Genomic DNA, 11,376 nt, shown 5'->3' on the forward strand with positions numbered 1-11,376 from the left:
CAGCATGCCCGAGCATGACACCAGGCAGGGCGCCGAGGTGGCGCCCATGCGGCAGCCGTTGCGCTGGCTGTGGCTCGCCGTGGCGATCGTCGTCGTCGATCTGGGCACCAAGGCGTTGGCCTCCAGCCTGCTGGAGTACGCCAGGCCGCTTGAGGTGTTGCCGTTCTTCAACCTGACACTGCTGCACAATACCGGCGCGGCCTTCAGCTTCCTGGCCGACCACCCTGGCTGGCAGCGCTGGTTTTTCGCGGCCATTGCCGTGGCGGCGACGGTGGGACTGACCATCTGGATGCGGCGCCTGCGCGCCGACGAGAAGATGCTCGGTGCCTCGCTCGCCCTGGTCATTGGCGGGGCCCTGGGCAACCTGTACGACCGACTGGTACATGGCTATGTGGTGGACTTCCTGTCCTTCCATCTTGCCGGCTGGTATTACCCGGCCTTCAATGTGGCAGACATCGGCATCACCCTGGGCGCCGTCGGGCTGATCGTCGAGTCGCTGTTCGGCGAACGTCGCCGCGCCCGTCGGCGGCGCTGAGACACCATCTTCGAGAGAGCATCCATGAGCGATCAACAAGCGAACGGCCATCGCATCGACGAAGGGATGCAGGTGACCCTGCATTTCACCCTCAAGCTGGAGGATGGCACCGTGGTCGACTCCACCCGGGACAAGCAGCCGGCCACCTTCCAGGTCGGTGACGGCAACCTGCCGCCCGGATTCGAGCACCCCATCAAGGGGCTCGCCGCCGGTGAGAGCGGCAGCTACGAGATTTCTCCCGAGCACGCCTTCGGACAGCACAACCCCCAGAATGTGCAGATGATTGCCCGGGATGATTTCGGGGACGAGACGCCCGAAATGGGCATGGTGATGTCCTTTGCCGATGTCGGCGGAGGCGAGTTGCCGGGGGTCATCAAGGAGGTTGGCGAAAAGCAGGTCGAGGTGGATTTCAATCACCCCCTGGCCGGGCGTACCCTGACCTTCGAGGTGGAGGTGATCGACGTGACGCCTGCCACCACGCATTGAGCAGCCGGACGGGCTGCGGCGTTTCGCCATTTCGTTTTTCATGTCCAGAGGTGCTCAAGCACCGAGGCTAGGCAACCATGCAAATCAAGCTGGCCAATCCCCGCGGTTTCTGCGCCGGTGTCGACCGTGCCATCGAGATCGTCAATCGGGCGCTGGATGTGTTCGGCCCGCCCATCTATGTGCGTCACGAGGTGGTGCACAATCGTTTCGTGGTCGACAGCCTGCGCGAGCGGGGCGCGATTTTCGTCGAGGAACTGCATGAGGTGCCCGACGACGTGATCGTCATCTTCTCGGCGCACGGCGTCTCCCGCGCCGTGCAGCAGGAGGCCGAGCGTCGCGGCCTGCGGGTCTTCGACGCGACCTGCCCGCTGGTCACCAAGGTACACATGGAAGTGCTGCGCTATGCCCGTCGCGGCCAGGAGTGCGTCCTCATCGGCCATCAGGGCCATCCCGAAGTGGAGGGCACCATGGGGCGCTATGACACCTCCCGGGGAGGGCAGATCTACCTGGTGGAGGACGAGAAGGATGTGGCGCGCCTCGAGGTGCAGGATCCGAGCCAGTTGGCCTTTGTCACCCAGACGACCCTGTCGATGGACGACACGGCCCGGGTGATCGATGCCCTGCGCGACAAGTTCCCGGAGATACAGGGGCCGCGCAAGGACGACATCTGCTATGCCACTCAGAACCGTCAGGATGCCGTGCGGGAGCTGGCAGCCGGGAGCGATCTGCTGCTGGTGGTGGGCAGTCCCAACAGCTCGAACTCGAATCGCCTGCGCGAGCTTTCCGAACGGGTCGGCACGCCGGCCTATCTGATCGACAACGCCGAGCAGATCCAGGCCACCTGGCTGGATAATGTCGAGGCGGTGGGGGTAACCGCCGGTGCCAGTGCGCCGGAGGTGCTGGTACAGGGTGTGATCGAGCGTTTGCGTACCCTGGGGGCCGAGGTGCCGGAAGAGCTCGAGGGACGCGCCGAGACGATTACCTTTTCCATGCCCACCGAGCTTCGCGAGCGAGTGATCGCCAGCGAATAGCGCATTCGGTCGAGTCCCCGTGTCGATCCGTGAAGCCGGGCCTCGTTGCCCGGCTTTTTCGTGGCATGTGGCTCCGAGCGAGATCCCGAGGAGCAAGCCGGCGTTGATATTGCGTCGGTCGAGCGCTCCCGAGGCGCTACCGGATGTCGGGGGCCTGGTCCATATTGGAGTCAGGACATCACGTCGAGGCAAGGGATATGTGCCACTCGCAGGCGCCGGATGTGCGTCGACTCCGGACTTTTCGCGGACAGGCCGGCTTCACGCTACTCGAATTGATGATCGTGATGGCGATCATTGCCATCCTCGCCGGTATTGCCTATCCGCGTTACCGGCATGCCCTGGAAGACGCGCGAGTCGCCGATGGGCGGGCGGCGCTCATGACGCTGGCGGGACGCCTGGAGCGCTGTCGTACCCGCACGCACTCCTATGACGCCTGCGTCGATTTGCCGAGCCATTCGGAAGCACGGCATTACCGTCTGACCGCCACCCTGTTGCCGACCGATTATCGGCTGACGGCCACGCATGAAGGCGAGGCCGTCGGGACGACGTGTCGCGTGCTGACGCTCGACTCGACGGGGCGGGCGTTGCCGGAGGCGTGCTGGTAGGCCGGCACGGAATGCCTGGATGAACGTGACGATGCTGAGAGCTCAGCAAGCCTTCACCCTGCTGGAAGCCCTGGTGGCATTGCTGGTGCTTTCGGTAGGATTGCTGGGGATGGCCACGGTGCAGCTCGAGTCTCTGCGTGGCGCGCATGTCGGCTATCAACGCGGCCTGGCCTCCCTGGCGGCACAGGATGCCGTCGAGTTGCTGTGGTCGCGTCTCGAGTCCGGTCGGTGTCCTGGCCTGGGTGCCGAGGAGGCGAACTGGGAGGCCAGGTGGCGTGCCCGGATCCCCGGCTTGCAGGGTCGTGTCGAGCCGGATGGCGCGGCCTGTCGCTATGTGGTGACCCTGGAGTGGCCGGCGTCGCGCCTGGCAGGGGAGGGCGAGACGTCCTTCGTCTACACCACTCGATTACCCGGTGAATCCCCATGATCGCAGGGCGCCCTACCGAGCGCGGGGTGTCGCTGGTCGAGCTGCTGGTGGCACTGTCGATCGGCATGCTCGTCCTGCTGGGCGCGGGGCGTCTGTACCTGGGCGGGGTCGAGAACCTGGCCCGAGTGGATGACCTGGGTGAACGCCAGGAAGCCGTGTCCCTCGGGGTCATGTTCCTGCTACGTGATATTCGGCGCGGAGGCGTCGATCCGGGGCGTTACATCCTGGTCGAGGCCGCCAGTGGCGAAGGCTGTACCCTTCACGACAGCGTGGCGGGGGAGCCGCTGGTGGATGGCCTGGCGGCGACGGCCGGGAGCTGTGCGGCGAGCGAGCCATTACGGGCGAACGTGGGCGGCAGGACCGGGCTGTATCGGATCACCTTGCGGCCATTGGGGATATCGGAGCCCCTGGTGCTCCACGGCATGGATCGCGAGGCAGCGGTGAGACATGCCGGGGAGCCTGGACCATGACAGTCGATGCGATGAGAGGCGGAACCGCCCGGCAAGCGGGGGTGGCCTTGCCGGTCGTCCTGGTGCTGCTCGCCATGGCGGTGATGCTGGGCGTGGCCGGGTTGCGTTCGTCGCTGACCTCGGAACGCCTGGCGGGTAATCTCAAGGCATCGGTTCAAGCCGGGATGGCGGCGGAAGCCGCCGCCGCCACGGGGTGGGCGGCTTTGAACGGACCCGGTGACATCGCCGTCGAGACGTCACCAGAGGTGCTCGAGTCGCTGACCTGGGAGGCGTTCACCGACCCCTCGCATTTCCAGGGCGAGGCGGTCACGTTCGGTGACTGTGCGGCACCGCTGCGCTGCGCCTATCGCTATGTCGAGGAAGCGTCACGGCATCGTCTCATCGTGGCCATGGGCGTGGTGATGGAAGGCGACGAGCGGGTGCTGGCCTCGAGTGAACCGGTACGGGTCGCGGTCGTCTTCTCGCGCCTCGCTGAACGGTTTTCCCGCTATGCTCTGCTGGCCGACGGCGAGGTCCTGGCCGGGGGGGAGGCCGCGACCGAAGGTCGAGTGCATGCCAATGCGCCTCGGGATGAAGCGGATCGTGTCGTCATGCCCGAGATCGATGTCTCGCCACCGGAAGCGGCCGAGACGCTGACGCTGGAAACCGATGAGCATGGCCAGCCGTATTGCCGCTTCGAGGCGAGCGGCGATCTCGCCGGGCGCGTCTATCACTGTGCGGGACGTCTGGAAATCGGAGAGACGACCCACTTTCACAACGCGACGCTCATCGCCCGGGGGGATATCCATCTGGGCGGCGAGGTCGGGCGGGAGGCACCGGTCGATGTGGCCGTGTTGTCGGGTGGCGATATCTATATCGAAGGACCGAGGACGGCGCGGGGTTGGTTCATGTCCGCGGGCGATACGGAATTGGCCGTCGGCGCGACGCTGGAGGGTGCCATTATCGCGCACGGCGATATTCACCAGCCGAGCGGCACGGTCGTGCGTCATCTCGTCGGCGGCCCGGGGCTGCCTCATGCGCCCAGGGAGAAGCGGCTGTTGAGCTGGGGGCGGTGAGGCGAGAGGGATACCTGACAGATTGATGGTGTGGCGTTGATGACCCGAACTCGTCCGAAGTTGCTGACGACGACCGACGCCCCTTCGCCGCGTCGGCCACAGAGTCGGAAGGTGCCGTTATGGCCGGTGGCGCGTCCCGTAGGCTGATAGCGCACGGGGCGATGGTCGAGCCGATAAGTGATGGTCGCGACCTGGCCTTCGCCGTGCCGTCCGAGAAGCGTGCGTTGGTTCGGCGGCCGGTCGGTCTCGTGCTGCAGGATGCTCAAGGGCGCGGTCCAGTCGCCGATGCAACGCCGCCCCTCCTGGCTGGGGCAGACGGTGATGATCGTGCGCCGTGTGATGGCGGTATGGCGGGCCGTCGTCAGGGCACTCTTGAGCCGCATGACGTCCGTGGCCACTTCGTTGCGTGCCATGAAGGCATCGAGCCCGGGCACGACCCAGGCGACGGTGAAGGCCAGAATGCCCGTCACCACGCATAGCTCGAGAAGCGTCAGGCCGGCCTGGCGCGGCTTTGCCAGGCCATTCGGTATGCCGGTATGGTAAGCATCCGTGATGCGCTCCGGTCGCATGTGATCTCCCGCCGAGTGCTTCGTCGAGCCAGGCCATGGGTGCTATCAGGTTAGCCGGACGTCGTGTTCTTTCCGTAAGCGAACTCGGACAAGTCTCGTGAGTGATTTTCTTGTTGTCGGCGGTGGTGTCATCGGCATGATGACGACCCTGCAACTGGCCGATGCCGGTCATTCGGTTACCCTCGTCGAACGGGGGCAGTGTGGCCGTGAGGCTTCCTGGGCCGGTGGTGGCATCGTCTCGCCCCTCTACCCATGGCGCTACAGCGCGCCTATCTCGCGCCTTTCCGCCTGGTCGGAGGGACGTTATCCGGAACTTTCGCTGCGTTTGCTGGAAGAGACAGGGGTGGACCCCGAGTATCGCCAGAAGGGTCTTCTGTACCTGCGTGTCGACGACGAGCCCGCCGCCATGGCCTGGGCGCGGGAGGTCGGCAAGCCGCTCGAGCGGGTCTCCGGGGACTTCCTGTACGGTAAGGAGCCCGAAGCGGCACCCGGTTGCGAGGAGGCACTGTGGATGCCGACCCTCGGCAGCATTCGCAATCCACGCCTGGCTCGGGCGCTGCGCACGCGCCTGGACGACATGCCGTGGGTCACGCTGTGTGAGGAATGCGAGGTAACGGGGTTGCGCGAGCAGGGCGGGCGTATCGTCGCGGTCGAGACGACAACCGGTGAGCTGCAGGGCGACCAGGTCGTGGTGTGTGGCGGTGCCTGGGCCGCATCGGTGCTGGCGACGGTCGGTGTCGAGCTGCCGGTGCGGCCGGTCAAGGGCCAGATGATCCTGTTCAGGGCGCCGCCCGGCTTGGTGCGGCGCGTGGTGCTGATGGACGGTCGCTATGTCATCCCCCGGGCCGATGGCCAGGTATTGGCCGGTTCGACACTGGAGGAGGCGGGGTTCGACAAGTCACTTTCCGAATCGGCGAAGGCGTCGTTATGGACCTCGGCGACACGCATCGTGCCGGCGCTCGCTGACTGCGAGGTGGCGCATCATTGGGCGGGGTTGCGCCCGGGATCACCGGATGGTGTGCCGTTCATCGGTGCCGTGCCGGGCATTGCCAACCTGCACGTGAATGCGGGCCATTATCGCAATGGGTTGGTACTGGCGCCGGCCTCGACGCACCTGCTGGTCGATGAGCTGCTGGGTCGCGAGCCCATCGTGGACCCGGTACCCTATCGATTGGGTGGCGGTCGACTGGCAGGCTGCTCGGGAGGGCCTGCCCGGGATTGAGTCAGTCCTCCGAGGTATCCTCGGCGAGAAACTTGTCGCGGTGCTCGATGGAGCAGAACCATTCACCCTTTTCGCGCAGGGCATCGTTTTCCGGCAGATGTACCTTGCACCAGGCGCAGCGCACCATCGGATTTGCCGGTGAATCGTCCTGCTCGTCGGCGTCCCGGTCCTGTTTCCATTCACGGTACATGCGATAGAGCTTGAGGCCGGCGAAGAACAGCACGGCGAAAATGATCAGGCGGATCAGCAAGAGGTTCATCCTTTGGGCGGCTCCCTGGGTGAGGGCATTCGGGGCGGTCGTCTTTGCGAGTCGGCCGCCCTTGCGGGACAATGATGGTACCGATGGATTCTCGAGAGATTTCTACGCCCATGCAAGACCTGACGTTGGTGATGGCCCAGCTGGACCCGTTGGTGGGGGATATCCCCGGCAATACCGAGCGGGCCATCGAGACAGTACGCGAGGCACGCATCGAGCATGGTGCCGATATCGTGGTGCTGCCCGAACTCTTCCTGACCGGTTATCCGCCGGAGGACCTGCTGTTGCGCCCCTCTCTTGAAACGCGGCTGCGCCATGCGCGGGCGCGAATGGCCGAGAAGATGGCGCGTGACGTGATGGTGATCGTCGGTTATCCGGGGCGTCGCGAGGGGCGTAACTGGAACCTGGCCGGTGTGCTCTACGATGGCGAGTGGCTCGGCGAGTATGCCAAGCAGGCGTTGCCCAACTACGAAGTGTTCGATGAACAACGCTACTTCGCGGTGGGCGATGCGCCCCTGGTGATCGAGCACAAGGGCGCCAGGCTCGGTGTGCTGATCTGCGAGGACATTTGGGAAGAGGCGCCCGTACAGAAGGCCCGCGAGGCCGGAGCGGAGATCCTGGTGACCCTCAACGCGTCGCCTTTCCACCAGGACAAGCCCTCCGAGCGCCTGGCCCTGCTCGAGCAGCGGGCGCGCGATGTGGGCCTGCCGGTCGTCTATGTCAACCAGATCGGTGGCCAGGACGAGCTGGTGTTCGATGGTGGCTCGGCCTGTGTCGGTGCCGATGGCCAACTGCGCGTCCAGGCACCGCACTGGGCGGTCGGCTTGATGCCGGTGCAGTTCGTTCGCGAGCAAGGCACCTGGGTGCCGAGTGCCGGGGAGGTCGACGAAGAGGTCAGCGCCGAGGAGAATCTCTATTGCGCGTTGGTCACCGGGTTGCGCGACTATGTCAACAAGAGCGGTTTCCAGGGCGTGGTGCTGGGGCTTTCCGGCGGTATCGATTCGGCCCTTTCCCTGGCCATCGCGGTGGATGCCCTGGGGCCTCAGCGGGTCCATGCGGTGATGATGCCTTACCACTACACCGCCGATATCTCGAAGGAAGACGCCGCCGAGCAGGCGCGCATGCTGGGTGTCGAGTATGAGGTGCTGCCCATCGAGTCGATGGTGGAAGCCTTCATGGAGACACTGGCCGACAGCTTCGCCGGTACCGAACGGGATACCACCGAGGAGAACCTGCAGTCACGCTGTCGCGGTGTGCTGTTGATGGCGCTCTCCAACAAGAAAGGCCTCATGGTCCTGTCGACCGGCAACAAGAGCGAAATGGCGGTGGGCTATGCCACCCTCTATGGCGACATGGTGGGCGGCTACAATGCCATCAAGGACGTCTATAAGACCTGGGTCTATCGACTGGCTCGCTGGCGCAACACCCAGGAACCGGCGATTCCCGAGCGCGTCATCGAGCGGCCGCCTTCCGCCGAACTGGCTCCGGATCAGCAGGATTCCGACTCCTTGCCCGACTACGACACCCTGGACGCCATCCTGGTGCGTTACATCGAGGGCGACATGAGTGCCGAGGCCATCATTGCTGCCGGATTCGACCATGACGATGTCTACAAGGTGGTGCGTCTGGTCGACCGCTGCGAGTACAAGCGCCGCCAGGCGCCGGTGGGCGTCCGCGTGACTCGGCGTGGCTTCGGTCGCGACCGGCGCTATCCCATCGTCAACGGCTGGCAGCCGGGGGAGTGAGGCGGTGAGTCTCGAGCTGCGAGACTCGAGCTACGAGATGCCATGATGGGCAGCAGGTGGGTGCCGTTATCGGTGACCTGCTGCTCGCAACTCGTAGCTCGTGGCGCGGCGTTTCTTACGCCGAAACCGGGTCGGCCTTGACGTAGCGTGGGTCGAAGGTGCGGCCGTCGAGACGCTCATGGTTCGGTGCATTCTCGATCAGCACCCTAAGGCTTTCCTTGGCGCGCTCGGGCATATCCAGGCCGAGATAGCCTTCGACCATCACCGCCAGGGCATCCCGAGTGCCTTTCGCCTCGGGGTAGTTCTCGATGACCCAGCGCCCCCGTTTCACGGCGGCCAGGTAAGCGCCCTTGCGCAGGTAGAAGTCGGCCACTTCGAGCTCGTGACGAGCCAGGAGGTTGCGCAGATAGACGATGCGCTGTTCGGCATCCGGCGCGTATTGGCTGTTCGGGTAGCGGCGGACCAGGTCCCGGAAATCGGAGTAGGCGTCACGGCTGGCGCCGAGGTCGCGCTTGGAAATGTCGATCAGGCGCAGCGACTCGAGGCTGAAGCGGCCGGCCTCCCAGGCGGCGAGGCCACGCATGTAGTAGGCGTAGTCGACTTGCGGGTGGTCGGGGTGCAGGCGAATGAAACGACTGGCGGCGGCGCGGGCGGCTTCCCAGTCGTTGGATTCATAATAGGCGTAGATCAGCTCGAGCTGTGCCTGCTCGGCGTGTTCGCCGAAGGGGTAGCGGGTATCGATGGCCTCCAGCCGATTGATGGCGGTGACATAGCTGCCATCTTCCAGCGCGGCGCGGCCTTCTTGATAAAGCTGGCCTTCCGCGACATCCGGAGCCTGCTCTTCTTCGGTGCTGGCGCAGCCGGCCAGGAGGGCGGTCGCCAGCAGCATGGCGGCCAGGCGAGTACCGGTCGTGATAACGCGCATCGTGATCCTCGTGTCAAACAACCCTGGGCGGCCGTGCTAGAATCGGCCTGAATCCGCCTACTATAAAGCACCTTGCGGCAAAACGCAGTCATCACGAGGTGTGATGTACCAACGCTTTTCGGGTAGCGCTCCACTCCCCAGACGGACCCTTGACGATCTCATGCCACAGACCCTCGATGTCCATCAATGCATTCCCGACAGCATGGCCGGTCTACGCCTTGATCAAGCTGCCGCCGAGCTGTTCAGCGATTTCTCCCGGGAGCGGCTCAAGGCCTGGATCAAGGAAGGGGCACTGACCGTCGACGGCGGGTCCGCCAGACCCAGGGACAAGGTGCATGGCGGCGAGATGCTGGACCTCGTGGCCGAACTCGAGGAAGACGCTCGTTTCGAGCCTGAGGACATTCCGCTGAACGTGGTCTACGAGGATGACGACGTTCTGGTCATCGACAAGCCGCCTGGCCTGGTCGTGCATCCGGCCGCCGGCAATCCCGACGGTACCTTGCTCAATGGCCTGTTGCATCATTGCCCGGCCCTCGCTGCCGTGCCGAGGGCCGGTATCGTCCACCGGCTCGACAAGGACACCAGTGGCCTGATGGTGGTGGCCAAGACGCTGGTCGCCCAGACGGCCCTGGTCGAGCAGCTTCAGGCGCGCACCGTTTCCCGGGAGTACGACGCCGTGGCCGTCGGCACGATGACGGCGGGTGGTACCCTTGATGCACCGATCGGCCGTCACCCTCGTGATCGCAAGCGCCAGGCGGTCAATGACGCCGGCAAACCGGCGGTGACTCACTATCGCGTGATCGAACGCTTCAGGGCGCATACTCATGTGCGTTGCCGGCTGGAAACCGGGCGGACGCACCAGATCCGGGTGCACATGGCGCACCTGCGTTACCCACTGGTCGGTGATCCGGTCTACGGGGGGCGCCTGAAGCTGCCCGCCGGATCCGGAGAAACGCTCAAGGAGGTGCTGCGCGAGTTCCCGCGTCAGGCACTGCACGCCCGCAAACTGGCTTTTGTGCACCCGACGACCGGTGCCACCATGACCTTCCGGGCGCCATTGCCGGATGACCTCTTGATGTTGCTCGACTTCCTCCGTGATGACCGGGAGACGATGCGATGAGTGACGCCCTCGACCTCTATCCGACACTGGTGCGTCCCGACTGGCCGGCACCCGACTCGGTGGCCGCCTGCGTCACGACTCGGGAGACAGGGCCGAGCCAAGGTGCCTTCGCTGCCTTCAACCCGGCCCGGCATGTCGGTGACAATCCGAATCATGTATCGCTGTGTCGGCGTCAGCTGAGCAAGGTGATCGGCGACGACCGGCCCTTGCTGTGGCTGAATCAGGTACATGGCGGGCGGGTTCAACAACATTTCACCGACGATGCCCCGGAAGCGGATGCGGCGGTGGCCCGGGATAGCGGCCATGCCTGTGTCGTACTCACCGCCGACTGTCTTCCGGTGTTTTTCTGCGATCGTGACGGGCAGCGGGTAGCGGTGGCGCATGCCGGCTGGCGCGGCCTGGCCAGTGGCGTGCTCGAGGCCACAGTGGCAGCGCTGGGGGTGCCCGCCGAGGCGCAGATGGCTTGGTTGGGGCCGGCGATCTCCAATGCCCAGTTCGAAGTTGGCCCGGAAGTCCGTCAGGCCTTCGTCGCCGTGCAGCCGGAGGCGCTGGAAGCCTTCGATCCCAGCCCTTATCGTCTCGGCCACTACATGGCCGATCTCTACAAGCTGGCGCGCCTGCGCCTCGAGCGTCTTGGTGTCTCTCATATCAGCGGCGGACACTTCTGTACCGCCTGTGAAACCCGCTTCTATTCCCACCGTCGGGATGACGGCATGACCGGCCGCATGGCCAGCATGATCTGGCTTCGCTAGCCCCTTTCTAGGGAGCTGTAAGCTATAAGCTATAAGCTATAAGCTTTAAGCTGTAAGAAAACCCGGCCGGGCTGCGCCCGGCCCGGCTGCGCCGGGAGCTGTAAGCTTTAAGCTGTAAGAAAAAACAAAAAAACCTTGTTCCCGGAAGCTTCGGGGGTATTCTCTGGCCGGCTTACGG

Annotated in this window: 14 protein-coding genes; 11 read left to right on the plus strand and 3 right to left on the minus strand. The window is 64.9% G+C overall.

Annotated features, from left to right (window positions below; genetic code table 11):
* Positions 1 to 4: 4 nt before the first annotated feature.
* The 7 genes from lspA (at position 5) to RSO41_RS09495 (ending at position 4,609) form a co-directional block, all read left to right on the plus strand.
* The gene (gene lspA / locus RSO41_RS09465) at positions 5 to 535 is read left to right on the plus strand and encodes a signal peptidase II (protein ID WP_315618847.1); all 531 of its coding nucleotides are present in this window, start codon (positions 5 to 7) and stop codon (positions 533 to 535) included.
* Positions 536 to 559: 24 nt separating this feature from the next.
* Positions 560 to 1,021, plus strand: coding sequence for an FKBP-type peptidyl-prolyl cis-trans isomerase (fkpB, locus tag RSO41_RS09470; protein WP_315618848.1), 462 nt, complete (start codon positions 560 to 562; stop codon positions 1,019 to 1,021).
* A 77-nt stretch (positions 1,022 to 1,098) separates the two neighbouring features.
* Positions 1,099 to 2,052, plus strand: a complete 954-nt coding sequence (gene ispH / locus RSO41_RS09475; RefSeq protein WP_315618849.1) for a 4-hydroxy-3-methylbut-2-enyl diphosphate reductase — start codon at positions 1,099 to 1,101, stop codon at positions 2,050 to 2,052.
* 197 nt (positions 2,053 to 2,249) lie between these two features.
* On the plus strand, positions 2,250 to 2,657 hold the full coding sequence (locus RSO41_RS09480) for a type IV pilin protein (RefSeq protein ID WP_315618850.1): 408 nt from the start codon (positions 2,250 to 2,252) through the stop codon (positions 2,655 to 2,657).
* Positions 2,658 to 2,676: 19 nt separating this feature from the next.
* Positions 2,677 to 3,084 carry a prepilin-type N-terminal cleavage/methylation domain-containing protein gene (locus tag RSO41_RS09485; RefSeq protein WP_315618851.1) on the plus strand — a complete coding sequence of 136 codons (408 nt, stop codon included), beginning with the start codon at positions 2,677 to 2,679 and terminating at the stop codon, positions 3,082 to 3,084.
* Positions 3,081 to 3,554 (plus strand): PilW family protein, encoded by a 474-nt coding sequence (locus RSO41_RS09490; RefSeq protein ID WP_315618852.1) that lies wholly within the window; start codon positions 3,081 to 3,083, stop codon positions 3,552 to 3,554. Before RSO41_RS09485 ends, RSO41_RS09490 begins: the two co-directional genes overlap by 4 nt.
* Complete coding sequence (locus tag RSO41_RS09495) at positions 3,551 to 4,609, plus strand: hypothetical protein (RefSeq protein WP_315618854.1); 1,059 nt, start codon at positions 3,551 to 3,553, stop codon at positions 4,607 to 4,609. Before RSO41_RS09490 ends, RSO41_RS09495 begins: the two co-directional genes overlap by 4 nt.
* Here RSO41_RS09495 and RSO41_RS09500 read toward each other — a convergent pair.
* Complete coding sequence (locus RSO41_RS09500) at positions 4,567 to 5,178, minus strand: GspH/FimT family pseudopilin (protein ID WP_315618855.1); 612 nt, start codon at positions 5,176 to 5,178, stop codon at positions 4,567 to 4,569. The genes RSO41_RS09495 and RSO41_RS09500 overlap by 43 nt on opposite strands.
* Before the next feature lie 97 nt (positions 5,179 to 5,275).
* Here RSO41_RS09500 and thiO point away from each other — a divergent pair, with 97 nt between their 5' ends.
* Complete coding sequence (gene thiO, locus RSO41_RS09505) at positions 5,276 to 6,400, plus strand: glycine oxidase ThiO (protein WP_315618856.1); 1,125 nt, start codon at positions 5,276 to 5,278, stop codon at positions 6,398 to 6,400.
* A gap of 1 nt (position 6,401) precedes the next feature.
* On the opposite strand, the gene RSO41_RS09510 is transcribed toward thiO, so the two are convergent.
* A complete protein-coding gene (locus RSO41_RS09510; RefSeq protein ID WP_315618857.1) occupies positions 6,402 to 6,659 on the minus strand; it encodes a PP0621 family protein in 258 nt (85 codons plus the stop codon).
* Positions 6,660 to 6,769: 110 nt separating this feature from the next.
* On the opposite strand from RSO41_RS09510, the gene RSO41_RS09515 reads away from it, so the two are divergent.
* Entirely contained in the window at positions 6,770 to 8,401 is a 1,632-nt protein-coding gene (locus tag RSO41_RS09515; RefSeq protein WP_315618858.1) for an NAD+ synthase, read from the plus strand.
* 115 nt (positions 8,402 to 8,516) lie between these two features.
* Here RSO41_RS09515 and RSO41_RS09520 read toward each other — a convergent pair whose 3' ends face one another.
* The gene (locus tag RSO41_RS09520; RefSeq protein WP_315618860.1) at positions 8,517 to 9,326 is read right to left on the minus strand and encodes an outer membrane protein assembly factor BamD; all 810 of its coding nucleotides are present in this window, start codon (positions 9,324 to 9,326) and stop codon (positions 8,517 to 8,519) included.
* 160 nt (positions 9,327 to 9,486) lie between these two features.
* On the opposite strand from RSO41_RS09520, the gene rluD reads away from it, so the two are divergent.
* Positions 9,487 to 10,446 carry a 23S rRNA pseudouridine(1911/1915/1917) synthase RluD gene (gene rluD / locus RSO41_RS09525; protein WP_315618861.1) on the plus strand — a complete coding sequence of 320 codons (960 nt, stop codon included), beginning with the start codon at positions 9,487 to 9,489 and terminating at the stop codon, positions 10,444 to 10,446.
* The gene (gene pgeF / locus RSO41_RS09530; protein WP_315618862.1) at positions 10,443 to 11,198 is read left to right on the plus strand and encodes a peptidoglycan editing factor PgeF; all 756 of its coding nucleotides are present in this window, start codon (positions 10,443 to 10,445) and stop codon (positions 11,196 to 11,198) included. The genes rluD and pgeF overlap by 4 nt, the downstream gene beginning before the upstream one ends.
* The last annotated feature ends 178 nt before the right edge of the window (positions 11,199 to 11,376 follow it).

Source organism: Halomonas sp. I1 (genome assembly GCF_032334135.1).
Lineage (GTDB): Bacteria > Pseudomonadota > Gammaproteobacteria > Pseudomonadales > Halomonadaceae > Halomonas.

Coding starts and splice junctions, on each gene's coding strand:
- lspA (WP_315618847.1), top strand. CDS start 5: ATGCCCGAGCATGACACCAGGCAGGGCGCCGAGGTGGCGCCCATGCGG.
- fkpB (WP_315618848.1), top strand. CDS start 560: ATGAGCGATCAACAAGCGAACGGCCATCGCATCGACGAAGGGATGCAG.
- ispH (WP_315618849.1), top strand. CDS start 1,099: ATGCAAATCAAGCTGGCCAATCCCCGCGGTTTCTGCGCCGGTGTCGAC.
- RSO41_RS09480 (WP_315618850.1), top strand. CDS start 2,250: ATGTGCCACTCGCAGGCGCCGGATGTGCGTCGACTCCGGACTTTTCGC.
- RSO41_RS09485 (WP_315618851.1), top strand. CDS start 2,677: ATGAACGTGACGATGCTGAGAGCTCAGCAAGCCTTCACCCTGCTGGAA.
- RSO41_RS09490 (WP_315618852.1), top strand. CDS start 3,081: ATGATCGCAGGGCGCCCTACCGAGCGCGGGGTGTCGCTGGTCGAGCTG.
- RSO41_RS09495 (WP_315618854.1), top strand. CDS start 3,551: ATGACAGTCGATGCGATGAGAGGCGGAACCGCCCGGCAAGCGGGGGTG.
- RSO41_RS09500 (WP_315618855.1), bottom strand. CDS start 5,178: ATGCGACCGGAGCGCATCACGGATGCTTACCATACCGGCATACCGAAT.
- RSO41_RS09510 (WP_315618857.1), bottom strand. CDS start 6,659: ATGAACCTCTTGCTGATCCGCCTGATCATTTTCGCCGTGCTGTTCTTC.
- RSO41_RS09515 (WP_315618858.1), top strand. CDS start 6,770: ATGCAAGACCTGACGTTGGTGATGGCCCAGCTGGACCCGTTGGTGGGG.
- RSO41_RS09520 (WP_315618860.1), bottom strand. CDS start 9,326: ATGCGCGTTATCACGACCGGTACTCGCCTGGCCGCCATGCTGCTGGCG.
- rluD (WP_315618861.1), top strand. CDS start 9,487: ATGCCACAGACCCTCGATGTCCATCAATGCATTCCCGACAGCATGGCC.
- pgeF (WP_315618862.1), top strand. CDS start 10,443: ATGAGTGACGCCCTCGACCTCTATCCGACACTGGTGCGTCCCGACTGG.